Consider the following 25,176-nt stretch of genomic DNA (forward strand, 5'->3'; position numbering starts at 1 on the left):
AAAAGGTACTCCGGGGATAACAGGCTGATACCGCCCAAGAGTTCATATCGACGGCGGTGTTTGGCACCTCGATGTCGGCTCATCACATCCTGGGGCTGAAGCCGGTCCCAAGGGTATGGCTGTTCGCCATTTAAAGTGGTACGCGAGCTGGGTTTAGAACGTCGTGAGACAGTTCGGTCCCTATCTGCCGTGGACGTTTGAGATTTGAGAGGGGCTGCTCCTAGTACGAGAGGACCGGAGTGGACGAACCTCTGGTGTTCCGGTTGTCACGCCAGTGGCATTGCCGGGTAGCTATGTTCGGAAGAGATAACCGCTGAAAGCATCTAAGCGGGAAACTTGCCTCAAGATGAGATCTCACTGGAGCCTTGAGCTCCCTGAAGGGCCGTCGAAGACTACGACGTTGATAGGTTGGGTGTGTAAGCGCTGTGAGGCGTTGAGCTAACCAATACTAATTGCCCGTGAGGCTTGACCATATAACACCCAAGCAATTTGCGTCGAATGACCAGATTGCGGTGTTGTGAAGACGAAACGAACCGAAAGTTTGCAGCTCACAATCATCACATACCCGATTTGCTGGAGTGTCGAAAGACGGTCCGGTACACAGAATTTCTTGACGACCATAGAGCATTGGAACCACCTGATCCCATCCCGAACTCAGCAGTGAAACGATGCATCGCCGATGGTAGTGTGGGGTTTCCCCATGTGAGAGTAGGTCATCGTCAAGATTAAATTCCGAAACCCCTATCTGCACATGCAGGTAGGGGTTTTGTCTTTTCCGGCCCGGTACAATCCAAGCGCTCCGGGGCCAGATCACGCGGCAAGAACTATGTAGTGCCAAGTTCCTCCCCCTTCGAGTCAAGCTCGAGTCTCCTAGCCCTCTCGGAAAACTCGAACATGACTATCGGCTCCAGCTACAACCATCCAGCCAATATCGCAACCACGCTGCCAAGTCCTTCCCGCACCTGGGCTGCACGCTTCCCTAATCTTCCAGATCTCTGCTTCGACTACCGTAAATTGGTCGAGCAAGCGGGTGGTATTGCCAAGGCCAACCTCTCAAGCCATCGCATCTGCATTGTGGGGGCGGGTGTCACCGGCCTTACCGCAGCGCGCGAGTTGCTCCGTTGTGGCTTCACCCAACTCACCGTGATCGAGCAATCTCAGCGTGTCGGTGGCCGTCACCTCACGGTGGTAAACAATCCACGGTCTTCCTCACCATCGACCCCTTTTGAAATGGGTGCGATGCGCATGCCATTCTTTAATCGAACAGGTGAAGCACCCAAAGAAGGTTGCTCACTCATGGCCTATTACGCCAAGTTGTTCGAGTTGCGTATTTCGGATTTTCCCAATCCTGGCACGCCTTGGGTCGCTTCCACTGGCATTTACCTGCAGGAAGGTGAACTCGAGGGTCAGGGGGAACCGAAGATGCTGATATGGAACAATTCTGACGGTTCCACACTGCCTCCAACCCCAGCCCTCCAGCATGTCTATGCCAAATGGCACAAGTTTGCTGCCCGGATGACGGACCACGTAGCCACTATGTATGGCTCGGAGCACTGGGAAGCACAGTGGGCAGCCATCGTGGCTCACTATCAGGCGTTGTCATTTCGCGATCTGGTACGTCTTCCAGCGCTTGAGAATTGGGATGCTGACGCCCCAGGAAATTTTGGCGGGTTGGGCATGAGTCCTGAGGAATCAGCGATTTTTTACGCCATTGGTATTGGTGATGGCAGCTGGGGTGCCTTCTACGATGTGTGCTGCCTCTACCCACTGCGCACTGCCATCTTTGGATTCAGCAGCCATCTGCAACTGGTCCATGGGCGAGTCGATGAGCAAGGCAACCCACTTCAGGCACCTTACCTGGGCGAAGCTGTACATGACAGCAAAGGCCTGAGATTCGCGTCACCGAACTACTTGGGGCTCGCTACTTTGGACGAGTGCTTGTTATTCATGGAGATCAGCGAGCTTGAAAAATCTCTCTATACCCATCTGCTGCAACACCAGGATGGGTTACTCACCGACTCTTCCGTTTGTGCTTTGAGCAAACTACCAAATGGAAAGGTGCGGGTTCAGTATCAGTGGAACGTCAGCAATCCGGACAAAACCACCCCATTGAGCGCAGACTTTGACGCGGTGATTGTCACCCTGCCGTCCTGGCTGATTGAAACCAACGTCCGCCTGGAGCATTTCACTCCGACAATGCTACCGAGCAGCATTATCAACGCCTACAAAACTGCCCACTGGGAGACCAGCTGTAAAGTCTACGCGTCGCTGAAAAAGAGCTTTCTGCGTAAGAATCGGCGCATCCCGCAAATTCTGGTTACCGATAGTTTCGTACACGACGTATACGCCTATCAGTACAACGATAACTATGCCTACGACTGCATTCTGCTCAGTTACACCTGGGAGGATGACGCGACCAAGCTCGCTTCGCTCAGTGATACCGAACTGGCAAACAACTGCGTCAAAGAGCTGGACCGGATTCTGTTGCGCTGCACAAATATGGGACAGCCAATCTCGCCTTATGTAGATACTGACAACGCTCGGGTTCAACGCTGGGTGACCGATAAGAACGCCCTGGGATGCGCCAAGCTCTACCGGGCGGGGACTTACTACGATGCAGTCAGTCTTATGAAATACAACCGCGACCTCGCCGAGCATTCAGGGCTTTACCTGGTAGGCGAGTCATTCTCTGTCGATGCTGGCTGGACGGAGCCTTGTTTCAGGACGGCAGTGGATGCGGTGATCAATATCTGTAGGACGACGGGTGCTGCCTTCAACGGAGGTTTCTGCATGGACGACTATCCGCACTACCAGGTTGAGGTCTGAAATAAGCGTGTAAAGGGCAATGGCTTCGATTGCCCTTTCCGCTGCTTGAGTGCCTTCCTGCCGTGTCTTCGGAGGTATCCGACTGTTTTAGCAGGTGTACTGTCCGCTTTACTGGCGTCCCTCTCAAAACAACAAGAAGGACGTCGCCATGTCTATGCACACAGCACCCATCAGCCCTGCCCGTGTTGCGGTCATTCAATTCGACCCTCAGGTTGGGCAACAGCATTGTGACGACAACCTTTGCAAGGGGCTAAAGCTTGCTCAGCAGGCAGTCGATCAGGGCGCCAATTTGATCGTGTTGCCAGAGCTGGCCAACACTGGATACACCTTCCACTCCCGTGCTGAAGCCTACGAACATGCCGAGCCCCTAACCGATGGGCCGAGCCTGAATAGCTGGTCGGCTTTTGCCCGAGAGCATCAGGTCTATCTGGTGGCCGGATTCGCTGAGCGAGATGGCTTGAAGCTCTATGACAGCGCTGTGCTTTTTGGCCCACAGGGGCGGCTCGGACATTACCGCAAGGCGCATCTGTGGAACCAGGAAAAGCTCTGGTTCACCCCGGGCAACCTGGGTTTTCCGGTGTTTGAAACCGCCATCGGACGGATTGGCTTGATGATCTGTTGGGATATCTGGTTCCCGGAGGTGCCGCGGCTATTGGCCCAGCAGGGCGCCGATATCATTTGCAGCCTGAACAACTGGGTCTGGACGCCACCACCGCTGTTCGATGCCAGCGGCAAGTGTATGGCGTCCTACCTGACCATGACCGCCGCCCACGTCAATAACGTGCCCATCGCGGCGGCTAACCGCATTGGCAGTGAGCGCGGTGGACGATTTCTCGGTTGCTCGTTGATTGCAGGGACCAACGGTTGGCCAATCGGCGAAGTGGCCGGGGCTGAGAACGAATGCATTATCGTTGCCGACCTTGACCTCAGCACAGCCCGTAGCGCACCGATCTGGAACAACCTCAATGACTTGCCCCGAGATCGTCGCATCGATGTCTACGGTTCGATGCTCGGTTATGAGTTGCATCCGGCTCTGCCGCGCTGAGGAGGCTGCCATGGATAACCTTATTCAGCGTCCTCGTGGCGCTTTCATTCCACTGTTTCTATTGTGCCTGGGAACCTCGCTTTTCACCTTCCTCGGTATCGAGGTAATGAGTGGTCGGGCAGAGAGCTGGCTGCACCGCTGGCCTGACTATTCGCACATGCTCGATCATCTGGATGAACCCATGGCTCGTCTGCGTTGGATCATCGGCGATATCAGCGAAGTGGCCTTCTACAAGCACGAACTGCCAGCCCTGGGCTTGCTCTCGGGTGCGGCGCTTGCGCATTGGGCCAACCGTAATGGCAAGCCCTGGCAGGGGTTTGCCATCAGCTATGGAACTGGCCTTTGGCCGTGGTTGGTGATCAGCTCTCTACTTGGCCTGCTACTCAGTCATGTCTTGTGGGGCTGGGTCTTGAGCAGCGGAACCTGGCAGCCGACTTTCGTTGCTTTTGTCTCACTGCCAGCGGCGATGGTGTTGTTGTGCGGTGCGGGCTGGAGGGTTGCGTTCAATGGTGCACTGTTCGGCGCGCTGCTCGTAACACCGGCCAGCCTGCTATTGGTCAACTACCTGTGTTATCCATTGCAGCTGCCCGTGGTAGCCGGCAATGTTGGCGGCATGGCAATTGCGAGTGTGCTGGCATTCATCCTGTGTCGGCGTTACCCGAGACTGGTGCGATCCACGCCTGCTGCTGATTTGCCCCAGGCAGTACCTGTGCTGTCGACCAAGCCTGAACACGGCGTACTCTGGACGTTGCGTCGGGTGTTGGCAGACTTCAGCGAGGCGCCATTCTTTGGCAACGAGTGGGCCAGTCTTGGCTTGCTGTCAGGAGTGTTGCTGGCCTATGCCATTTCGCCTGGCGGCCCTGCCTATGGCTCACAGCTGGTCATCGAGATCATTGCCGGGCAGTCGTTGGCTTCGTTTATCGGCGTGCTGGTCTGGCGTCATAAATGGCGCAGTCTGGGGTGGTATCCCACCTACATACCGATAGTGTCTGTCGTGCCCGCCGCCGTACTCGCGCTGGGTGGCAGTTGGCAAGTCATCGTGCTCAGTGCCATCTTGGGAGCGCTGATGGCGCCGCCCTTGGCTCATGCCATCAGCCAACGCTTGCCGAGCCATATGCATGGCTACATTGGCAATGTCTCGTCCATGGCAGTCTGTACCGTGCTTATCATTCCCTTCATTCGATTGGTCACCGGAGCAACTTCATGAGCACAGCCAACTGCCTACCTCAGCTGGTGATTGGTAGCCTGGGCGGCACTGTCTGCATGCAGGTCGAAAGCGCAGGCGAGGGGGTAACCCCGAGCCTCAGCGGCGAAGCACTGTTGGCGAGCTTGCCACAGCTTCAAGGCCTGGCCCGCATCAGCGCCGAAACCCTGCAATTGCTACCCAGTGCATCGCTGACCTTCATTCAGTTGCTCGAAGTCCTGCAGTGGGCCGACACCCAGGTGACGCAGGGGGCCCATGGTGTGGTGCTGACGCAGGGCACCGATACCCTGGAAGAGGTAGCCTATTTTCTGGATCTGCTTTGGCCACATGACGTGCCATTGGTGCTTACCGGCGCCATGCGTTCAGCCGATCAGGCGGGTGCAGACGGGCCTGCCAATCTGCTTGCTGCGGTGCAGGTGGCATTGGCTGCAGAGAGTCATGGGCGGGGGGCGTTGGTAGTCATCAATGACCAGGTCCATGCCGCGTTGAATGTGCGTAAAGCCGACAGCCTGGCGCTGGAGGCATTTACTTCTTCACACTTAGGGCCGGAAGGCCTGCTGATAGAAGGGCGCGTGTGTTACTTGAAAGCACCGAGGTTGCGCTGCACCCTTCCTGTCCCACAGCGTCTGGACCACCGCGTGGCGTTGCTCGAAGCCAGCCTGTCAGCGGACACTGTGCTGTTGGAAGAAGTAGCAGGATTAGGCTACGAAGGCTTGGTGATTGCCGGCTTCGGCGCCGGACATGTGTCTCGGGACTGGGCTCGTTGTCTGGGACAGATCAGCCTACGGCTGCCGGTTGTCATCGCAACACGAGCAGGTGCCGGTACTACGGCCTCACGTACCTATGGGTTCAAGGGGGGTGAGGTCGACTTGCAGCGCAGAGGCGCGCGGATGGCAGGCTTCTTGTGCCCACGCAAATGTCGTGTACTGCTCTGGGTGTTGATTGGATGTGGAATGGAGGGCGAGCTGGAGCGTCAACTGCAAGTCCAGGGCCTGGCGCACTCACTGAACAGCTGAAAGCGCGCGGGAGCCTGGTCCAGGCTCCCGCACCGGCTTACACGAATGCCTGTGGTGCCATGCCACGCGGCAGACGGCAACGATCAGGCCGAGCGCCCAGGCGTACACGCCAGTTAGTCTTGAAGCAGAACGTGGCTGCTTGCACCTGGCTTGCCTGGGACGCTTGGCTTGCCAGTCGCTGTTTGCGCAGTTCAGCCAGGGAAGGGGTGGCTTTCTTGGCCGGCACCGATTCAGCTTTGACCAGCGACCGCTGACAGGATTTGCAATCGACCTTGTCGGTGTCAGCGGTGCTGCTGAGGTTGTTGCCATTTCGACCGCAAGCGACTGCGTCGCCGCTCGTTGAGTAGTGCATTACCACGCTGTACATCTCCACACATATGAACAAAAGCGCGGGCATTTTCGCACATTTCATCCGTGCATAAAAAAAGGCCGCCCTACGGCAGCCTTTCACGCTTTCAGCACGCTACAGGGCACCCCCTCAGCGGCGCAGCTTGGCGCAATGATCCTGCTCGGGTTGAGCCGCCGTATACCACACATAGTCAGTGCTTTCGGCGCTGACGGTTTTGCCCACCTCAGCCAGAATCAGCACCGAATTACCTTCCTTGGCACCCAGGTCGCTCAGGTGCAGCGGCACACCCAGGTCCTTGCGCACATGGAAGGCCCCTGCCAGCAGTACGGCAGGTGTCGGGGCCGCCAACAGGCTTTCGGCCATGCGCCGATCCCGCTGTTGTTGCACGGCGAGCATCGCCGGCATCTGCGCTTCGGGAAGCAAGCCGCAATGCGACCCGCGAATGTCGTTCAGCAGCGTGGACTGTACGTAAGGGGTAGTAGACGCTGTGCCCTCAAGTGTCGGGCGCTGTTTGTAGATCTGCATGATCTGCGCCCGGTCCAGGTTGGCTGCCAATAGGGGATAGGGTTGTTTCACGGCATAGGTGACCAATGCCCCATACACGCTCCAGTCCCAGTTGGCCTGCCAGGCCAGCGCCTTGAACAGGTCGCTTGGCGCCTTTCCGGCACGGGCAGCAGCTTGCGCGGCATCAACGTTTTCCTGTTGGTTTGGATTGATCATCTCCATCAGCAGACTCCCTTGTGCGCGCTGTGTCGCCAGTTGGCGCAGCAACCACAGTTGCAGGGCGTGATGATCGGGATTGTCGTGTTGCTCACCGACCAGCACCCGCGGCGCTACGGCCAGCCGCTCGACCAGCTGCTGCGGTGTAAGGGTTTGACCGGTAGCAAGTTCGCGGATCACGCCAAGCTCGGCATGGTCTCGCCCTTGTGGGGCAATGGGTGCTGGCGGGGGCTGGACAGAGTGGGATTGGCAGGCCGTCAACAGGCCGACCAGGCAGAGCGACAAAAGACGCATGATGATTCCTTGGTAATCGATTGCCCCTCGATCACCGTTGACCGAGGGGGCCTATTAGCGCGCGATGATTAACGGATGACCGCGTTCGGGGTGTTGCTGGATCAGTACCTGCAGTCCATACACGGCTGTCAGCGCATCGGCGGTCAGCATGCCTGCCGGTGGCCCATAGGCGTGCGGCAGACCTTGTTGCAACAACAGTAGATGATCGCAGTAGCGGGCCGCCAGGTTCAGGTCATGGAGGATCACCATGGCGGCGGCACCGCGCTCGGCAAAGTCGCGCACTGCTTGCAAAATGGTGTGTTGGTGCAAGGAGGCGAGCATCGACGTCGGCTCGTCAAGCAACAACGTCTGACCCTCGGCGCCCGGCCAGAGTTGAGCCAGAACTCGTGCCAGGTGAACACGCTGCCGCTCGCCACCCGACAACGCCAGGTAAGTGCGCCCGACAAGGTGCAGGGCATCGGCGGCGTGCAGTGCTTCGGTAACGATTTCGGCGTCGCGCATTTGGCCGGTGGCATGGGGTAGGCGGCCCATGCTCACCACGTCATTCACCGAAAAGCCGAAGTTCAGGCTCGAATTCTGGGGCAACACGGCCAGGCGCTCGGCCCATTCCTGGCCCGGCCATTCGGCGAGCGGAGGCTGGTCAAGGCTGACAACGTCTTCGGTGATGGGCAGCTCTGCGCACAAGGCTGAGAGCAACGTACTTTTACTGCACCGTTGGGCCCGAAGACGCCAACAACCTCTCCGGGGTTTAGCTGTATATCGATGTTTTCCAGCACAGTGCGATGGCCGCGCCGTACCGACAGGTTATTTGCCCGCAACATCAGGAACGCCCCCGCACCCGCAAGAAGAGGAAAAAGGGGGCACCAATCAGTGCCGTCACGATGCCGATCGGAAGTTCCGCCGGGGCGAGCAGCAAGCGCGCGATCAGGTCGGCCAGCAACAGTAGCGCAGCGCCGGCCAGCAACGAAGCGGGCAGCAGAACCCGACGGTCCGGGCCGACCAGCAACCGCATCAAGTGCGGAACCACCAGACCGATGCGCGTAGCGCGACGATCACATCGCAAGTCGGCCAACGCCGCAGGCTGCGGGTTACCCGACTCGTTGTGTCTTCGAATGCACCGTAGCGCAGCAAAGCCACGTTTCATTGCTGTCGGGGATTTCTGTATCCGTGGGCACTGGGAGGAGCACCATCAGGGTCATGTATTACAAGGCGTAATAGCTGTGAACCTTCTTTCTATTTATAGGTAATTCACGGCTGGAGGTAACATCTCCTACATGCACTGGGATGCGTCGAGCAGCACTGCTGTGAGTCCTTGCATGGCTTCGCCGATTAGCGGCCGCCGCTCCTTTCAAAAAGAACAAGTATTAGAGGAACTCGCATGTCTTTGTCCGTCCCGCTCACCCGCGAGCATTTCGCACGTCTCGATCACGATGACCCCCTGGGCAACTCGCGTGCGCGATTTGATCTTCCCTCTGGTGAGATCTATCTCGATGGCAACTCCTTGGGGGCCATGCCCGCTCATGTACCTGCCCGCATCGAGCGAGTGCTGAAGGAGGAATGGGCCCATGGTCTGATTCGTTCCTGGAACGATGCTGACTGGTACCCTGCGCCGCAACGCGCCGGCGGCAAGGTTGCCCGGCTGATCGGTGCAGGTGCCAATGAAGTGATCGTCGCCGACTCCACCTCCATCAACCTGTTCAAGGTGCTGGTGGCCGCTACGCGTATGAAACCTGAGCGCAAGGTGATCCTCGGCGAGCGGGGCAACTTCCCGACCGACGTCTATGTCGCTTCCGGCGTGGCCGAACTGACCGGTTGCGAGCTGCGTTGCGTCGAGCCGGACGAGGTGCTGGCGGCGCTGAACGAAGAGGTCGCAATCCTTTCCCTGACCCATGTGAACTACAAGTCTGGCCGCCGCTATGACATGGCCGCCATCACGGCTCGCGCACACGAAGTCGGGGCCCTGGTGGTCTGGGACCTGTGCCACTCCGCCGGTGCCATGCCGATCGACTTGAACGGCGTTCAGGCCGACTTCGCCGTTGGTTGTGGCTACAAGTACCTGAACGGTGGCCCCGGCGCGCCGGCCTTCGTGTATGTCGCCGAACGCCACATCCCGCATGTGCGTCAGCCACTGACCGGCTGGCATGGTCATGCCCGGCCGTTCGACTTCACCCACGACTATGAAGCGCACCCGACCATCGACCGCATGCTGGTGGGCACCGCTCCACAGTTGGGCATCCTGGCCCTGGAAGCGTCGCTGGAAATGTTCGACGGCATCGACATGCAGGTGCTGCGCAACAAGAGCGTCGCGCTGTGTGATTTGTTCATCCAGCTCTGCGACGAGCAGTTGGCTGGCCTGGGTGTGGAGCTGCGCTCGCCGCGCGATGCCGCGCAGCGCGGCAGCCAGGTGTCGCTGGCGCACGCCAATGCCTACCCGGTCATGCAAGCACTGATCGCCCGCGGGGTGATTGGTGACTTCCGTGCCCCCGACATCCTGCGCTTTGGCTTCGCCCCGCTCTACAACAGCTACGTGGACATCTGGGACAGCGTCCAGGCGCTGCGTGAGGTACTCGCAAGCGGCGAATGGAACGCTCCGCGGTTCATCGCCAGGAAGTCGGTGACCTGATCCCTTCTTGACCAGACCTGAGCACTCGAACATGACAAAAACAACAAGATCTTTCGATAACTTGATCCAGCGCGAGCAGGGTCTGAAACAAAGCTTGAGCAGCGGCCAGCTGTCGATGATTGCCATCGGCGGCGCCATCGGCACCGGGCTGTTCCTGGGCAGCGGCTTCGCCATCGGCTTCGCCGGCCCCAGCGTGCTGCTGAGTTACAGCATCGGTGCGGTGATCGCGCTGCTGCTGATGGGCTGCCTGGCGGAAATGACAGTCCGCCACCCGACCTCGGGCTCCTTCGGTTCTTTCGCCGAGTTCTACGTGGCGCCCTGGTTCGGCTTCCTGATTCGCTATGCGTACTGGGCGTCCATCGTCTTCGCAGTGGGTACCGAGATCACCGCAGTGGCCATGTACATGAAGTACTGGTTCCCGGACGTGCCGGGCGGTTACTGGATGGTCACATTCTCGGCGGTGCTGGTGCTGACCAACGTCCTCAGCGTCAAGGTCTTCGGCGCCATCGAGTACGTATTTTCTCTGCTCAAACTGTGCGCCATCGTCGCCTTCATCCTGTTGGGCGCCTGGGTGGTCTATGGCGCGCCGGCGGATTCGTCCATCGGTTTCGCCAACTATACGAATGATCGTGGCTTCTTCCCCAACGGCATGTGGGGAACCTGGGTGGCGGTCATCGTGGCGTTCTTCAGCTACCTCAGCATTGAGATGATTGCAGTGGCGGCGGGCGAAGCCAAGGATCCCAAGCGCGCAGTCACCAAGGCCTTCCGCATTACCGTGGTACGCCTGGTGTTGTTCTACCTGCTGACCATCGCGCTTGTTCTGGCGATTTTGCCATGGGGGCAGAACAACGGTGGCCAGAGCCCGTTCGTCACAGTGATGCATGCGACCGGTGTTCCCTATGCTGGGGCGGTGTTCAATGCGGTAATCCTGATTGCGGCGTTGTCGGCGATGAACAGCCAGCTGTACATCACTTCGCGGCTGATGTTCAGCCTGGCGCGAGCCGGCCAGGCACCGGCGCTGTTCGGCCGAGTGAGTGCCCGGGGCGTGCCGCTGCCGGCCCTGCTGCTGTCGTCGCTGGGGATCGGGCTGGGCACCCTGCTGTACATCGCCTACCCGAAGGACGCCTTCACCCTGATGATGTCGATCGCCATGTTCGGCGCGATGTTCACCTGGGCCGGCATCTTCCTCACCCACCTGTTCTTCCGTCGTCGTCAGGGCAGCGCGTCCCTGGAGTTCCGTCTGTGGGGCTACCCCTGGACCAGCCTTGCCGGCCTGCTGCTGATGCTGGCGGTAATGGTGACCACGCTGTTCACCGAGGAGTTCGCCCTCACCCTGGTTTGCGGTGTGCCCTTCCTGCTGGTGATGGCGTTGATCTACGTCCTGCGCTTGCGCAAGTCCCGGCCCGTCGAAGGTGAGGCGCCCCGCCCGCTACCGATTCGGCACTGAGCCCAACCGGGCCTGATCCTTGGATCGGGCCGCCCATTCCCTGAAACACCAGTCCCCGGGCGCTTTGCCGTCCGGGTGGGGAGCGGCTTGCCCGCTCACCACGAGCATTCAGTCGTACGAGGATGTCATGCGCGTATTCCGCTCAGCCTTGCCCCTGATTTTTGCCCATCTGGCCCTGCCGGCTCATGCGGCGGCGGTGTCCGCAGAGGGCTGGGGCAGTTTCGTCGAAGGCAGCCAGCTCAAGCTGTTGATGCGCAACTCCTACTTCAACCGAAGCAAGGAAGAAGGTCGCCCTGACCAGCGCGACTGGACCCAGGGCATCAACCTGGACTTCGCCTCAGGCTTCACCCCCGGCACCTTTGGGGTCGGGATGGATGCGTTCGTCTACCAGGGTTTCAAACTGGATGCCTCGGCGGGCAAGACCGGCACCCGCAACCTGCCGGTACACGATGACGGCGAACCGGCCGACGAATACGCCAAGGGCGGCGTGGCGCTGAAGCTGCGGCTGTCGAAGTCCGAGCTCAAGGTGGGTGAGCAGCGTCCGGATACCCCGGTATTCGGTGTCAGCCACTTCCGCATTGTGCCGCAGACCGCCACCGGCCTGACCCTGCGCAGCCGGGAGCGCGACGACCTGGATCTGCAGGCCGGCCATTTCACCTCGGCCACCAGCCCGGTGACCACCAACGCCGACGGTGACCTGTGGGCGGTCATGGCTGAGGTCACCACGCCGCGCGCCGACTATGCCGGCGGTACCTGGCAATGGGCGCCGGGGCACTCTCTGGCGCTGTACGGTGCGAAATTCGAGGACCTCTGGTACCAGGGCTACGTGAACCTGAATTCGCAGTTTGTGCTGGAAAGCGATCGCGAAGCGGGGCTGAACCTGACCCTGTACCGCACCACTGAGACCGGTGCGGCGCGGGCTGGCGAGATCGACAACCTGACCCTGGGGGCCTCGACCTACCTGCGCCTAGGGAGCCACCGCGTTCTGCTCGGCCTGCAGAAGGTCCGCGGCGACAGCCCTTTTGACTACCTGGGCGTGGGTGACAACGACCGCAAAGGTCGCAACGGCAACGACCAGGGGGCCTCCATCTGGCTGCCCAACTCGGCCCAGTTTTCCGACTTCAACGGGCCCCACGAGCGCTCCTGGCAGGTTCGCTACGACTATTCATTCGCGGGTTTGGGGCTGCCTGGCGGCTCGTTGATGGTCCGTTATGTCCAGGGCGACCAGATCGATGGCAGCGCAATTCCTGTGGGCAGTCCGTACGCCGGGCGCTATGGGGACGACGGCTCGCATCGAGAAACCAACCTGGAGTTGCGCTACGTGGTGGCGTCCGGGCCGGCCAAGGGCTTGAGCGTGCGGTTGCGCCAGGCCTGGCATCGCGCCGACACCGATCAGGGCTCCGGCGACCTCGATGATTTTCGGATCATCACCGATTACCCGCTGCAGATCTTCTAACGCCCCGCGCGAGGCGGCCTGTGCGCGGGCAATGAGCACAACGAAGTTGTTCGGAAAGGATTCCGGAAGTGGTGAAACGCAAAGATTGCCCGATGGGGCATTACCAAACGGAGTAAATAATGAAAATAACGCAGCTCTCTGTTAAACCTGCCAACCCACATAAACGCTGCCGCCTGGCGCTTTCGCTGGTGGTTGGCCTCTTCGCCAGCGCCAGCCTGCATGCCGAAGAGCATGCCCCGATGAACATCACCGATCCCATCGTCAAGCGTCTGACCGAACTGGGGCCGGAGCGTATTCCGCCGGTGCCGGCACCCGGCAGCTATGGCATGGACAAGGCTACCGGCAAGTTCATCTGGCCCGTGGCCACGCCTTTCTCCCATGAAGGCAAGCCGTTCCCCGGCGAGTTGGATCACTGGGATACCAAGAGCTACATCAAGAACATGAAGGTAGAGGCCTATTACCCGATTGCGGTCGAGCCCTTCCACACCTGGCAGAACATCGTCGACTTCGACGGCAAGCGTTACCTCTACCAGTACGTGCGTCGCGACCTGAAGATCTTTGACATCACCAATCCCAAGGATGTGAAAGTCGTACTGTCCAAGGGCGCACCCTGGGGGCCGGAAGGCCCGGGTAAGGAGGTCAACCCCTACCCGGCGGACGACTTCTTCGGTGCAGCGTCGATCCAGTGGAACAAGAAGCTTGGCAAGAACATCATGGTGCAGTCCTTCGAGACCCGCCGCTTTGGCGTACTGAGCGACAAGTATCGTGAGCCGGACAAGGTCGAAGCCATCCGCAAGTCCAAGCACCTCAAGGGCTTTAAAGTCTACGAGATGAATGGCCCGCTGCCGCAGGACTGGAAGCTGATCGCCACCCGCACCACCGATATCGAGCATCCGGATGCGCCGATCGGTGAGCAACAAGGCTCCGGGGTGCGCGACATTCCCGCCTATTTCGGCGGCGATGTGATGTACGTTGCGGCCGCACCGAGCGACAAGTACGCACTCACAGAGTACCCCAACGACCTGTACAACTCCGGCTACCAGTCCTGGGACATGTCCGAGCCGAGCAACCCCAAGCTGCTCGATGTGTTGACTGTGCCGGGGCAGATCATCGGCGATCCTGAGCACGAGGCAGTGTTCAAGGCCAACCCGCGCGCCGGCAACCGTGCGTCCTGGATGGGGTCGCGTGCGTCGCTGTTCATTCCCAAACCGGTGGAGCAGGGCGGCAAGTACGGTTATGCAGCCATGGGGGGCATGGGCCTGTACGTAGTCGACATCACCGACTCGGCGAACCTGAAGGTGGTCGGCCATCTCGAGTTCCCGGTCAGCGTGGCCGGCACTGAAGGTGATGGCATCGATGTGAGCCAGGTGGAGAAGACAGGGCTGATCTACTTCAGTGGCTACCCGCTGACCGAGGACTGCTACGAGGCGGTGAAGCCCATCTATGCCGTGGATGTCAGCAACCCGGCCAAGCCGGTCATCAAGCACACCCTGCCGATGCCCACTCCGCCAGCCGACGCCGAATTCACCGATTACTGCCAGCGCAAGGGCAGCTTCGGTCCCAAGCGCAGTGGTTACTACACTCAACCTGGAATCTCGCGTGATGGCATCCTGCCATACGCCTACTACAACGCCGGCGTGCAGGTGTTCGATGTGCGCAACCCGGACAAGCCGACCATCGGTGCCTACTTCGTGCCGCCGTACGACACCAAGAACGTAGTGAGCTGGGCCATGGGCAACCTCACCCACGGCACCTACACCGAGTACGACCGTAACCTGATCTGGGTCTTCACCAACCACGGATTCTATGCGCTGTCGACCCCGCTGCTGGGCGAGCCCAGCTTCGCGGCGCCGAAGAAGACGTGGCCGTCCCGGGACTGATCCAGCCCCGCAAGAACAGTAATACCAATAAGAAATCAGGCCGCGGCAGCAGGGGAGTGCTGTCGCGAGCCTCTACTCGTTCTATCGGAGCATCCAATGCGCAAACTTTTACTCATTCTGCCGCTGATGAGCGGCTACGCCTGCGCTGACATTGCAGACCTCAAGGACGTTTCGGGCATCGACGTCATCGAGCTTTCCGGGGTCATCGACGTCAACTACGAGGTGGCCAAGTCCGGCGGCCACACCGAGGAACGTGCCAACGGCGGGGGCTTGAGCGCAAACCGCCTACAACTGCATATGCAGGAAGCGGTCACCGACGACCTGTCTCTGAACTGGGTCTATCAGGCGCAATACAACCCACATTCCGATGACGATATTGGCAAGCGCGAGACCTATTTCGAGGTCATTTCCAAGCGCTGGGGGACGCTGAGCGCAGGCCGCCGGGATACCCCGTCCGCCAACGCCTATGGCTACGCCGACCCGTTGTACAACAACGACTACAGCCTGATCAGCAACGTAATGGTGTTCTACGCGCCGTGGCGTGAAGACGGCCTGCTGATGTACATCAGCCCGCGAATCGATGGTTACGAGTTCCGTGGTGGAGTGACCGACGGTGAGGACGATGGCAGCCGCGATGGGCAGGTCATCAGTATCGCGGTGGATCGCTGGACCGACAGTCCCTGGTATTTCTCGGCTGCCGTAGACCGCAAGTACCAGCGCAATCTGTGGGACCAACACACCATGGAACAGTCTACCGACGCCTACCTGACCGTGGTGTACACCATGGGCCGGACCGACCTGTCGGCGGTCTACCATCGCTACGTGGGCTACTACGCCTACGCCCCCTGGGTGGATTTCGAGTCCAACGGCAACGACCTGCAGCTCGGCATACGCCACAACTTCGGCAACAAGCACAATGCCACTGCCAGCTTCATCTACAAGGACGACCGCAAAGATGAAGCGCTGAGCGACGCTGCAGCGATCAGCCTTGGCTACATCTACAACTATGACAAGAACATCGATCTCTACGGAGTTTACGCCTACATCCATCACACGCGTGACAGCGAGGTGCGCTACCCGGTCAGCTGGAGCCTGGACAGCCCGCTGCCGAACGAGAACCCGCAAGGCATGCAATTGGGCGTGCGCATCAAGTTTTAAATCCCCTTGCATCCCCGGCAGTCGCCGGGGATGCGCCTTTTTGCCGGGCTGGGCGGCCGGTGGCGCGTCCAGCCTTCTGACCGGAAGCCTCCCATGACCCGCCCCTTCGGCTTTGGCAGCAAGCTGCTGCTGGCCACCTCGCTGCTGGTGGTCGCCAGTTTCACCGTATTCACCCTGTACAACGATGCACAGCTGCAGGCCGCGCTCGGACGTACCCTGGAGAGCCGCTTGCAGAATGCCGGACGCCAGGCCGCCAACACCGTGCAGCTCTGGCTCGGCGGGCGCCTGGCGCTTATCGAGCAGGCTGCGCAAGGCATTGTCCAGCAAGGTGTCGAGCGTGATGCCAGCACGAACCTGGCATTGCAGGTGATGCGCGACAGTTTCACCTATGCCTACCTGGGGCGAGCCGATGGCTCCTTCCAGATGTCGACGGACGATCCGCCTCCCGAGGGTTACGACCCGCGGCTGCGGCCTTGGTACGAGGCCGCCCGGGATAGCCAGGGCACGGTTGTCACCGAGCCTTATCGGGATGCAACCGACAGCCAACTGATGCTGACCATAGCCGTTGCGCTCAGGCAGGAGCAGCTGTTGGGTGTGGTGGGCGGCGACCTGAGCCTGGACACCTTGGTGAAAATCATCAACGCCCTGGATTTCGACGGCATCGGCTACGCCTTCCTGGTCAGCGCCGATGGCAAGGTGCTGGTGCACCCGGAGCAAGGCAAGGTGATGAAGAACCTGCGTGACCTTTACCCGCACCACACCCTGTCACCGGACGCGGGCTTCAGCGAAGTCGAGTCCGCCGAAGGCACGCACATCCTGACCTTCTCGCCGGTGGGCGGCTTGCCGACGGTGGACTGGTACGTGGGCATCTCGGTAGACAAGGCCAAGGCCTACGCCATGCTCAGCGAGTTCCGCACCTCGGCGCTCATCGCCACGCTGGTCGTCGTGGTCTGCATCATCTTCCTGTTGAGCATGCTTATCCGCGTGCTGATGAAACCGCTGCGCACCCTGGGTTGCGCCATGCAGGACATTGCCCAGGGCGAGGGAGACCTCACCAAGCGCCTGGCGATGCAGACCAGAGATGAGTTCGGTGAACTGGCCGAGGCCTTCAACCGCTTTGTCGAGCGTATCCACGGCTCGATCCGCGAGGTGTCCTCGGCGACCCGCCAGCTCAATGACGTGGCCAAACGGGTGGTCGATGCCTCTAACGCGTCGATGGTCAACTCCAGCGCGCAGGTCAAACGCACCAACAGGGTTGCCGCGGCGATAAACGAACTGGGGGCCGCCGCCCAAGAGATCGCTTGCAACGCTGCCGACGCCTCGCTCCAGGCCTCCGACGCTCGCCAACAGGCCGAACACGGTCGTGAGGTGGTTGACTGCTCCATCGCCGCGATGAATGAACTGTCGGCGAAGATCAGCGCCTCCTGCGCCAACATCGAGCAGCTCAACTGCAAGACGGTGAATATCGGCCAGATACTCGAAGTGATCAAAGGCATTTCCAAGCAGACCAACTTGCTGGCCCTCAACGCCGCCATCGAGGCCGCCCGCGCCGGCGAGTCCGGTCGTGGTTTCGCCGTAGTCGCCGATCAGGTGCGCGGCCTGGCGCAACGCACCCGGGAGTCAGCGCAAGAAATCCACGCGATGATCGATGCACTGCAAGTGGGGGCGCGCGAGGCGGTGGCCACCATGGTCGAAAGCCAGCGCTATAGCGAACACAGCGTGGTGATCGGCAACAAGGCTGGAGAGCGCCTTGGCAACGTGACCCGGCACGTCGTAGAGATCGACGCCATGAACCAGTCGGTCGCCAGCGCCACCGAGGAACAGACTGCAGTAGTCGATTCGCTGAACCTGGACCTCAGTGAAATCACCACCCTTAACCAGGATGGTGTGGAAAATCTGCGTACCACCCTGGGCGCCTGCGCCGACCTGGAGCATCAAGCCAGGCGCTTGCAGCAACTGGTAGACGGTTTCCGAGTCTGATGTCGTTTCACCCGTGCGATGCCTGCGTGCCGCAACAAAAAAAGCCCCTGTCCGAGCGTGGATAGGGGCCAAGCGGCCAAGTGGCCGAACCAAAGGGAATCAGAGACCGAAGAACTCCCGGGCGTTGCCGGCAACGATGCGATGCTTGTCGCTTTCAGACAGTGCCGGGTGCTCCAGGACGCCAGCGCCGATCTGCTGCTCCCCAAGCGGAAACGGCGCATCGGAGCCGAGCATCACACGGTCGGTACCCATCACATCCACCAGCAGCTTTAGCGAGCGCTGGTCGAAGACGGCAGAGTCGACGTAGAAGCGCTTGACGTAGCTGGAGGGCAGGTTGGGGCAGTCCTCGCGGACGATGTCGCGGTGGCGCCAGGCGTTGTCGACACGGCCGAGCAAGAAGGCGAAGCCGCCGCCACCGTGGGCGAAGCACAAGCGCAGGGACTCGGGCAGGGTTTCGAAGGCGCCGGAGAGAATCAGCGAGAGGATGCCGAGCTGGGTTTCCGCCGGCATGGCGACCAGCCAGGGCAGCATCCACTTCTTCATGCGCTCGCGGCCCATCATGTCCCACGGATGCACCAGCAGGGGGATGTTCTCGTTGGCGCAATGGTGGAGGAATGTTACCAGGCCGTCGTGATCCAGATCGTTGTCGCCGACGTGGTTGCCGATCTGCACGCCGATGTGACCGCAGGCCTTGGCGCGGCTGGCCTCGCGGCAGGCGGCATCGATATCCTGCAGCGGAACCTGGGCCAGCACCTTGAGGCGATCGGGGGCATGGGCGGCCATTTCCACGGCGCGGTCATTCATCAGTTGCGCCCAAGGGAGGGCGCGTTCAATGGGTTGGTCGTAGCCGAACATCACCGGGGTGGCGCACATCACCTGGATGTCCAGGCCTTGTTCGTCGAGATGTTCAAGGCGGCGGACGGGGTCCCAGAGCACGTCGTGCACCGGGCGGAAGGGCTTGTCGCCGAGCATGATCTGGCCGCGCCGGCCTTCGGTGTGCAGCCAGGGCGCGCGTTCGGGGTTCAGGCGGGCAGCCTCTTCCTGGCTGATGGTGGGGAAGAAGTGGGAATGGATGTCGATTTTCATGAAGGGTGGAACTCCTGGAGTGTCTTGTGCCAGGTCTGCCAGTCACGGCCGGGATGGATCGCACCGCATTCCAGGCAGCGGCGCTCGTCATCGCTGGTGGCGTAGAAGCGCTCGTACACTGGCGGCAGGTCGGCAACGATGCTTTCCAGTTGCATCTCGTAACGTTTGATCAGGTGGCCGCAGCGGGCGCAGGACCATTGCAGGGCGTCATGCAGCCCGGCCGGGCGCTTGCGCTCGATCACCAGGCACAGGCTGCCGGGTTCGGGGCGCTGGGGCGAATGGATGACATGGGGCGCCATCAGGTAGATGTCGCCTTCCTTCAGGTCCACACGCTCGTAGCTACCCCGGTCCCAGATGTTGAGGTAGGCGTTGCCCTTGAACTGGTAGAAGAACTCCTCCACCGGGTCGTCGTGGAAGTCGGTGCGCTGGTTGGGGCCGCCAACCACCGTGACCATGAAGTCGCTGCCGTGCCAGATCTGCTGGTTACCCACCGGTGGCTTGAGCAAATGGGCGTGGTCTTCGATCCAGCGATTGAAGTTGAGCGGCGGGCTGAAGTGGTGCTTGTCCATTTTTATTATCTCAACGTGAGTGGGGCGCGTAGGCGACCGCCTTGATCTCGATGCGCAGGTGCGGGTGCGGCAGTTGGTGTACGGCGACGGTGGTACGGGTCGGCCCGGTTTCGTCGAAGTACTCGGCATAGACTTGGTTGTAACCGCCGAAGTCGTTTATATCGACCAGGAAGGTGCTGATCTCCACCACGTCTGCGAGGCTGGCGTTCTCGCTGGCGAGAATGTCGCGGATGTTCTCGATCACCGCGCGGGTCTGCGCGCGAATGTCGAGAGTAGTGGTGCCCATTTCATCCACTTCGACGCCGACGAAAGTGTTGTCCGGGCGGCGCGAGCTGGTGCCGGAGACGAACAGGAAGTCGCCGGCGCGCTTGATGTGGGGGAAGCGGCCGCGAGGCTTGGCCTTGCCGGCGACGACGGTGGCGCGGTTGTCACTCATGATGCGGTTCCTTGTGGGTTTGGGTCAGGGGCGCACGCTGAAGCTGCTTTCGCCCAGGCCCTGAATTTCGACGCTCACATGCATGCCCGGACGCAGCGCTTCGGCGGCGGTGGCGGCACCGGCCATCACCAGGCTACCGGCCGGTAGCACTCGCTCGGCGTCGTGCAGCAAACGCGAGGCCTGCACCAGGCTACGCAGCGGCTGGCCGAGGATCGCGGCGGTGGAGCCGACCTGTACTGCGCGGCCGTCCAGGCGCATCACCACACCCGCGTTGGCCAGCGCGGAGAAATCTCGCGACCAGGGGCCGACGGTCAGGCCGGAGGAGGAGCAGTTGTCTGCCACCACGTCCTCCAGGCTGAACTTGAAGGCCTGGTAGCGCGAGTCGATGATTTCCAGCGCCGGAGCAACTGCCTCCACGTAATCCGCAGCTTCCAGCAGTGTCAGCGGGCGGTCGATGTCACGGCGGGTGAGGAAACAGACCTCCGGTTCGGCGCGCGGGTGGATGTAGCGTGCCAGGTCGACCAGGCCGCCGTCCTCTTCCAGCATCGCATCGGTGAGCCAGCCCCAGATCAGGCTGTCGACGCCCATCTGGATCATCTTGGCGCGGCTGGTAAAGCCCAGCTTGATGCCGATGCAGCGCTCGCCATCGTCGTAGCGGCGCTGCATGGAGGTACGCTGGATGCGGTAGGCGTCGTCCAGCGAGAAGGGGGTCTCTGCGCTGAACTGGGCCAGGGGTTCGGCACGCCGTGCCGCTTGGTCGAGCGCGGTGGCGATGCGGGCGATATCGGTGCTCATGGGCGGTTCTCCGGGCGCTGGGCCAGCAGGTCGAGGGCGACGTCAACGATCATGTCTTCCTGGCCGCCGACCATGCGGCGCTTACCCAGTTCGACGAGGATGTCGAGGGTCTTCAGGCCGTACTTGGCGGCAGCCACTTCGGCGTGGCGCAGGAAGCTGGAGTAGACCCCGGCATAGCCCAGACCGAGGGTTTCACGGTCGACCCGTACCGGGCGATCCTGCAGCGGGCGCACCAGGTCGTCGGCGGCGTCCATCAGGCGGTACAGATCGGTGCCGTGGTTCCAGCCCAGGCGTTGCGCGGCAGCGATGAACACCTCCAGAGGCGCATTCCCGGCACCGGCGCCCATGCCGGCCAGGCTGGCGTCGATGCGGTCGCAGCCTTCCTCTACCGCGACGATGGAGTTGGCCACGCCGAGGGACAGGTTATGGTGGGCGTGCATGCCGGTCTGGGTCTCGGGCTTGAGTAGCGCTTTGAAAGCTCGCATCCGGTCGCGGATGTCGTGCATGTTCATGGCCCCGCCGGAGTCGGCCATGTAGATGCATTGCGCGCCGTAGCTTTCCATCAGTTGGCCTTGTTTTGCCAGTGCTTCGGCCGGGATCATGTGGCTCATCATCAGGAAACCGACGGTGTCCATTCCGAGCGAGCGGGCGTACTCGATGTGTTGTTTGGCAACATCCGCTTCGGTGCAGTGGGTGGCGACCCGCACCGAGCGCGCGCCGGCGTCGTAGGCGGCCTTGAGATCGTGCACCGTGCCGATGCCGGGGAGCAGCAACACGGTGAGCCGGGCGTGCTCGATCACTTCGGCCGCCGCCTCGATCCACTCCAGGTCGGTATGGGCGCCGAAGCCGTAGTTGAAGGACGAGCCCTGCAGTCCGTCGCCGTGGGTCACTTCGATTGAGTCGACGCCGGCCTGGTCGAGGGCGCGGGCGATGCCCTGCACCTGATCGAGGCTGTACTGGTGGCGGATCGCATGGCTGCCGTCACGCAGGGTCACGTCGGAGATATACAGCTTCTTGCCGTTCATGGGGGGCGTTCCTCAGGCGTTCAACAGCGACTGCGCCATGCGCTCGGCGGTGGCCAGCGCGGCGGAGGTCATGATGTCGAGGTTGCCGGCGTATGCCGGCAGGTAATGGGCGGCGCCTTCCACCTCGAGGTAAATCGAGGTCTTCAACCCGCAGAAGCGACCGTGGCCGGGGATGTTCAGTGGGGTGGACGCGGGGATTACGTCGAACTGCACCTTCTGCTTCAGGCGGTAGCCTGGCACGTAGGCCTGCACGGCGGCGGCCATTTCCTCTACGCTGGCCTCGATGCAGGCCTGGTCGGCGGCCTCGGACAGCACGAACACGGTGTCGCGCATCATCAGCGGCGGTTCGGCCGGGTTCATGACGATGATCGCCTTGCCCTTGGCGGCACCGCCGATCACCTCGATGGCCTTGCTGGTGGTCTCGGTGAACTCGTCGATGTTGGCGCGGGTGCCGGGGCCGGCGGACTTGCTGGCGATAGAGGCGACGATTTCGGCGTAGTACACCTTGGCCACCCTCGACACGGCTGCCACCATCGGGATGGTTGCCTGGCCACCGCAGGTGACCATGTTGACGTTGAGCGCCTGCAGGTGCTGCTCCAGATTGACCACCGGCACGCAATAGGGACCGATGGCGGCCGGCGTCAGGTCGATCAGGCGCAGGCCGGGCTTGTGGCCGCGCAGAAAGGCGTCGTTCTTGATGTGTGCGCCGGCGCTGGTGGCATCGAAGACGAAGTCGATCTCGTTAAAGACCGGCAGGCGGGTCAGGCCCTCGACGCCTTCATGGGTAGTGGGCACGCCCAGACGTGCTGCGCGGGCCAGGCCGTCGGATGCCGGGTCGATGCCGACCATGGCCCCCATCTCCAGGTATTGCGCATTGCGCAGCACCTTGATCATCAGGTCGGTGCCGATGTTGCCGGAGCCGATGATGGCGACTTTGAGTTTCTTGCTCATGGAGGCTCCTCTTAATCCCGATTGGCAAAGGCCGCGGTGACGCTGCCCAGGCCCTGGATGTGCGCGGTGAACTGGTCGCCCGGCTGGGCCGCGACCATCGGCCCGAGCGCCCCGGTAAGCAGGATGTCGCCGGCTCGCAGTGGCTCGCCGAGGCGGGCCATGGTGTCGGCGAGCCAGACGGCGGCGTTCAGCGGGTTGCCCAGGCAGGCTGCGCCGGCACCGACGGACACCGGCTCGCCGCGCAGCGTCATGCTCATGCCACAACGCACCAGATCCAGCTGGTCCAACTGCACGGGACGGGTGCCGAGCACGAACAGGCCGGACGAGGCATTGTCGGCGATGGTGTCGACCAGCTTGATGTCCCAGTTGGCGATGCGGCTGCCGACCACCTCGATCGCCGGCAGGGCATAGGCGGTGGCGCGGATCAGGTCGGCTACGGTGTGGCGTTCGTGGGGCAGATCGTGCTCCAGCACCAGGGCGATCTCGGCCTCGACCTTGGGCTGGGCGCAGTCCACCCACGCGATCGGCTGGCCGTCGCCGCGGACCATGTCGGCCAGCAGCAGGCCGAAGTCCGGCTGGTCGACGCCCAGTTGGGCCTGCACTGCCGAGCTGGTCAGGCCGATCTTGCGGCCCACCGGACGGCGACCGGCGGCCACAGCGAGCTGGTTGTTGTGGCGTTGCACGGCGTAAGCCAGGGTGATCGCCTCGGCATTCGGTTCGTTAGCCTGGGCGGTGGCGATCAACTCGCGCACCGGTGGGCAGGGCTGGCCGCTCAGCTGCGCCTGGCGCAGGAGATCGGCGGCTTCGAGGAGGACGGCATGCATGGGAATACTCCTGCTCAGGCGTTGACGCAAACGGTGGTGGCTTCGGAGTAGAAGTCCAGGGAGTGACGGCCGCCCTCGCGGCCCAGGCCGGAGAGTCGCGCACCGCCGAAGGGTGTGCGCAGGTCACGGAGGAACCAGGTGTTGACCCATACCATGCCGACGCGCAACTGGCGCGATACCTTGTGGGCGCGCTTGAGGTTTGTGGTCCAGACGGCGGCGGCGAGGCCATAGGCGGAGTCGTTGACGCGACGGATCACTTCTTCGTCGTGGTCGAACGGGGCGATGTGACAGACCGGGCCGAAGACTTCCTCACGCACGCAGTGGGCGTCATCGGACAGCCCGGTCCAGATGGTTGGCTGCACATAGGCACCATTGTCCCGGGCATCGCCGAAGTGTGGCACGCCGCCACCGGTGACGACCGTGGCACCCTCGCGGCGGGCCAGTTCGAAGTAGCCCAGAACCTTGTCACGGTGTTTGTGCGAGATCAGCGGGCCCATGTTGACGCCGTCCTCATTCGGGTAGCCGATCTTGAGCTTTTCGGCGCCCTCCTTGAGGGCCGCGACAAAACGCTCGTAGATCGGCCGTTCGACGTAGACCCGTTCCGAGCAGAGGCATACCTGGCCAGAGTTGGTGAAGCTGGAGCGCAACACGCCCGCGACCGCGGCGTCGAAATCGCAGTCGGCGAAGACTACGGCGGCATTCTTGCCACCCAGTTCGAAGGACACCTCGCGCACGCCCTCGGCTGCCGCCTTCATGATGGTGGCGCCGGTGCGGGACTCACCGGTGAACGTAATGGCGTCCACATCGGGGTGACGGGTGAGGAATTCGCCGGTCGAGTTCGGCCCGAAACCATGCACCAGGTTGAACACGCCCGCCGGCACGCCAGCGTCTTGCATAACCTCGGCCAGCAGGGTGGCGGTGGAGGGTGAGTCTTCCGAGGGCTTGACCACCACCGAGTTGCCACAGGCCAGCGCAGGCGCGACCTTCCAAGTCAGCAGCAGCATAGGCAGGTTCCACGGCGAGATGATGGCGACTACGCCGTGAGGCTTGCGCACCGTGTAGCTGAAGACATCGTTGTTATCGGCGGTACGCATCTCGTAGTACTCGCCGCCGGCCTGGCGAATCAGCTCGGCGAAAGTGCGAAAGTTGTGAACGCCGCGGGCGATATCCAGGGTCCGGGCCTGCTGTACGGGGCGGCCGGTATCGGCTACTTCCGCAGCGACGAATTCCTCGAAGCGGCGCTCGATGCCTTCGGCGATTCGCTGCAGGACGTCCGCTCGCTGGCTGGCACTGTAGCTTGCCCAAGGGCCCTCCTGGGCCGCTTTGGCCGCGGTTACCGCACTATCCACCAGCGCCGCGTCGGCCTTGCAGACCCGAGCCAGGGTGCGACCGTCGACGGGAGATACATTGTCAAACGTCGTGGCGGTGGCAACGAACTCTCCGTTCACGAAGTGGCGTAGCAGGGGCAGGGGATTGGGCACGATAACCTCCG

At 61.7% G+C, this 25,176-nt stretch carries 20 protein-coding genes, 2 rRNA genes and 2 pseudogenes (1 of these 24 only partly in view); 12 read left to right on the forward strand and 12 right to left on the reverse strand.

Features of this window, described 5'->3' with window-relative positions; all coding sequences use genetic code 11:
• The 6 genes from ABVN19_RS02430 to ABVN19_RS02455 all read left to right on the forward strand — a co-directional run.
• A 23S ribosomal RNA gene (locus tag ABVN19_RS02430) occupies positions 1–473 on the forward strand (it extends 2,418 nt beyond the left edge of the window).
• Between the two features lie 136 nt (positions 474–609).
• Positions 610–725 (forward strand): 5S ribosomal RNA (rrf, locus tag ABVN19_RS02435).
• 169 nt (positions 726–894) lie between these two features.
• Complete coding sequence (locus ABVN19_RS02440; protein WP_105641684.1) at positions 895–2,826, forward strand: FAD-dependent oxidoreductase; 1,932 nt, start codon at positions 895–897, stop codon at positions 2,824–2,826.
• Positions 2,827–2,974: 148 nt separating this feature from the next.
• On the forward strand, positions 2,975–3,871 hold the full coding sequence (locus ABVN19_RS02445) for a nitrilase family protein (RefSeq protein WP_105641685.1): 897 nt from the start codon (positions 2,975–2,977) through the stop codon (positions 3,869–3,871).
• Positions 3,872–3,977: 106 nt separating this feature from the next.
• Complete coding sequence (locus ABVN19_RS02450; RefSeq protein ID WP_256585826.1) at positions 3,978–5,078, forward strand: hypothetical protein; 1,101 nt, start codon at positions 3,978–3,980, stop codon at positions 5,076–5,078.
• Positions 5,075–6,091 (forward strand): asparaginase, encoded by a 1,017-nt coding sequence (locus ABVN19_RS02455; protein ID WP_028944877.1) that lies wholly within the window; start codon positions 5,075–5,077, stop codon positions 6,089–6,091. The genes ABVN19_RS02450 and ABVN19_RS02455 overlap by 4 nt, the downstream gene beginning before the upstream one ends.
• 37 nt (positions 6,092–6,128) lie before the next feature.
• Here ABVN19_RS02455 and ABVN19_RS02460 read toward each other — a convergent pair whose 3' ends face one another.
• The 4 genes and pseudogenes from ABVN19_RS02460 to ABVN19_RS02475 all read right to left on the reverse strand — a co-directional run.
• Positions 6,129–6,443, reverse strand: a complete 315-nt coding sequence (locus ABVN19_RS02460) for a hypothetical protein (protein WP_051270621.1) — start codon at positions 6,441–6,443, stop codon at positions 6,129–6,131.
• Positions 6,444–6,569: 126 nt separating this feature from the next.
• Positions 6,570–7,454: a ChaN family lipoprotein gene (locus ABVN19_RS02465; RefSeq protein ID WP_028944879.1), complete on the reverse strand. Its 885-nt coding sequence runs from the start codon at positions 7,452–7,454 to the stop codon at positions 6,570–6,572.
• Positions 7,455–7,508: 54 nt separating this feature from the next.
• A pseudogene (locus tag ABVN19_RS02470) lies at positions 7,509–8,275 on the reverse strand (heme ABC transporter ATP-binding protein).
• Positions 8,275–8,490, reverse strand: a pseudogene (locus ABVN19_RS02475) (iron chelate uptake ABC transporter family permease subunit); the annotation flags it as partial. The pseudogenes ABVN19_RS02470 and ABVN19_RS02475, both read right to left, overlap by 1 nt.
• 342 nt (positions 8,491–8,832) lie before the next feature.
• Here ABVN19_RS02475 and kynU point away from each other — a divergent pair.
• The 6 genes from kynU (at position 8,833) to ABVN19_RS02505 (ending at position 17,998) form a co-directional block, all read left to right on the forward strand.
• Entirely contained in the window at positions 8,833–10,077 is a 1,245-nt protein-coding gene (gene kynU, locus ABVN19_RS02480; RefSeq protein WP_105641687.1) for a kynureninase, read from the forward strand.
• 31 nt (positions 10,078–10,108) lie between these two features.
• A complete protein-coding gene (locus tag ABVN19_RS02485) occupies positions 10,109–11,524 on the forward strand; it encodes an amino acid permease (protein ID WP_028944882.1) in 1,416 nt (471 codons plus the stop codon).
• Between the two features lie 127 nt (positions 11,525–11,651).
• Positions 11,652–12,980: an OprD family porin gene (locus tag ABVN19_RS02490; protein WP_028944883.1), complete on the forward strand. Its 1,329-nt coding sequence runs from the start codon at positions 11,652–11,654 to the stop codon at positions 12,978–12,980.
• A 119-nt stretch (positions 12,981–13,099) separates the two neighbouring features.
• Positions 13,100–14,860 (forward strand): hypothetical protein, encoded by a 1,761-nt coding sequence (locus tag ABVN19_RS02495; RefSeq protein ID WP_051270617.1) that lies wholly within the window; start codon positions 13,100–13,102, stop codon positions 14,858–14,860.
• A 96-nt stretch (positions 14,861–14,956) separates the two neighbouring features.
• Positions 14,957–16,018 carry a porin gene (locus ABVN19_RS02500; RefSeq protein WP_028944885.1) on the forward strand — a complete coding sequence of 354 codons (1,062 nt, stop codon included), beginning with the start codon at positions 14,957–14,959 and terminating at the stop codon, positions 16,016–16,018.
• 93 nt (positions 16,019–16,111) lie between these two features.
• Positions 16,112–17,998, forward strand: a complete 1,887-nt coding sequence (locus tag ABVN19_RS02505; RefSeq protein WP_105641688.1) for a methyl-accepting chemotaxis protein — start codon at positions 16,112–16,114, stop codon at positions 17,996–17,998.
• A 99-nt stretch (positions 17,999–18,097) separates the two neighbouring features.
• On the opposite strand, the gene ABVN19_RS02510 is transcribed toward ABVN19_RS02505, so the two are convergent.
• Genes ABVN19_RS02510 through ABVN19_RS02545 form a run of 8 tightly spaced genes read right to left on the reverse strand, consistent with a single transcriptional unit; the run spans position 18,098 to position 25,153 of the window.
• Positions 18,098–19,084: an amidohydrolase family protein gene (locus tag ABVN19_RS02510; protein WP_028944887.1), complete on the reverse strand. Its 987-nt coding sequence runs from the start codon at positions 19,082–19,084 to the stop codon at positions 18,098–18,100.
• Positions 19,081–19,653: a 3-hydroxyanthranilate 3,4-dioxygenase gene (locus ABVN19_RS02515; protein WP_028944888.1), complete on the reverse strand. Its 573-nt coding sequence runs from the start codon at positions 19,651–19,653 to the stop codon at positions 19,081–19,083. Before ABVN19_RS02515 ends, ABVN19_RS02510 begins: the two co-directional genes overlap by 4 nt.
• 10 nt (positions 19,654–19,663) lie before the next feature.
• On the reverse strand, positions 19,664–20,089 hold the full coding sequence (locus tag ABVN19_RS02520; protein ID WP_028944889.1) for a RidA family protein: 426 nt from the start codon (positions 20,087–20,089) through the stop codon (positions 19,664–19,666).
• Between the two features lie 24 nt (positions 20,090–20,113).
• Positions 20,114–20,884, reverse strand: coding sequence for a fumarylacetoacetate hydrolase family protein (locus ABVN19_RS02525; protein ID WP_028944890.1), 771 nt, complete (start codon positions 20,882–20,884; stop codon positions 20,114–20,116).
• Positions 20,881–21,909 carry a 4-hydroxy-2-oxovalerate aldolase gene (gene dmpG, locus ABVN19_RS02530; RefSeq protein WP_105641689.1) on the reverse strand — a complete coding sequence of 343 codons (1,029 nt, stop codon included), beginning with the start codon at positions 21,907–21,909 and terminating at the stop codon, positions 20,881–20,883. Before dmpG ends, ABVN19_RS02525 begins: the two co-directional genes overlap by 4 nt.
• A 12-nt stretch (positions 21,910–21,921) precedes the next feature.
• Complete coding sequence (locus tag ABVN19_RS02535) at positions 21,922–22,860, reverse strand: acetaldehyde dehydrogenase (acetylating) (protein ID WP_028944892.1); 939 nt, start codon at positions 22,858–22,860, stop codon at positions 21,922–21,924.
• A gap of 11 nt (positions 22,861–22,871) precedes the next feature.
• On the reverse strand, positions 22,872–23,684 hold the full coding sequence (locus tag ABVN19_RS02540) for a fumarylacetoacetate hydrolase family protein (protein ID WP_028944893.1): 813 nt from the start codon (positions 23,682–23,684) through the stop codon (positions 22,872–22,874).
• Between the two features lie 14 nt (positions 23,685–23,698).
• Positions 23,699–25,153 carry a 2-hydroxymuconic semialdehyde dehydrogenase gene (locus ABVN19_RS02545; protein ID WP_209420954.1) on the reverse strand — a complete coding sequence of 485 codons (1,455 nt, stop codon included), beginning with the start codon at positions 25,151–25,153 and terminating at the stop codon, positions 23,699–23,701.
• Between the last annotated feature and the right edge of the window lie 23 nt (positions 25,154–25,176).

This window comes from Pseudomonas vranovensis, from assembly GCF_040438935.1.
Taxonomy (GTDB): Bacteria; Pseudomonadota; Gammaproteobacteria; order Pseudomonadales; family Pseudomonadaceae; genus Aquipseudomonas; species Aquipseudomonas vranovensis.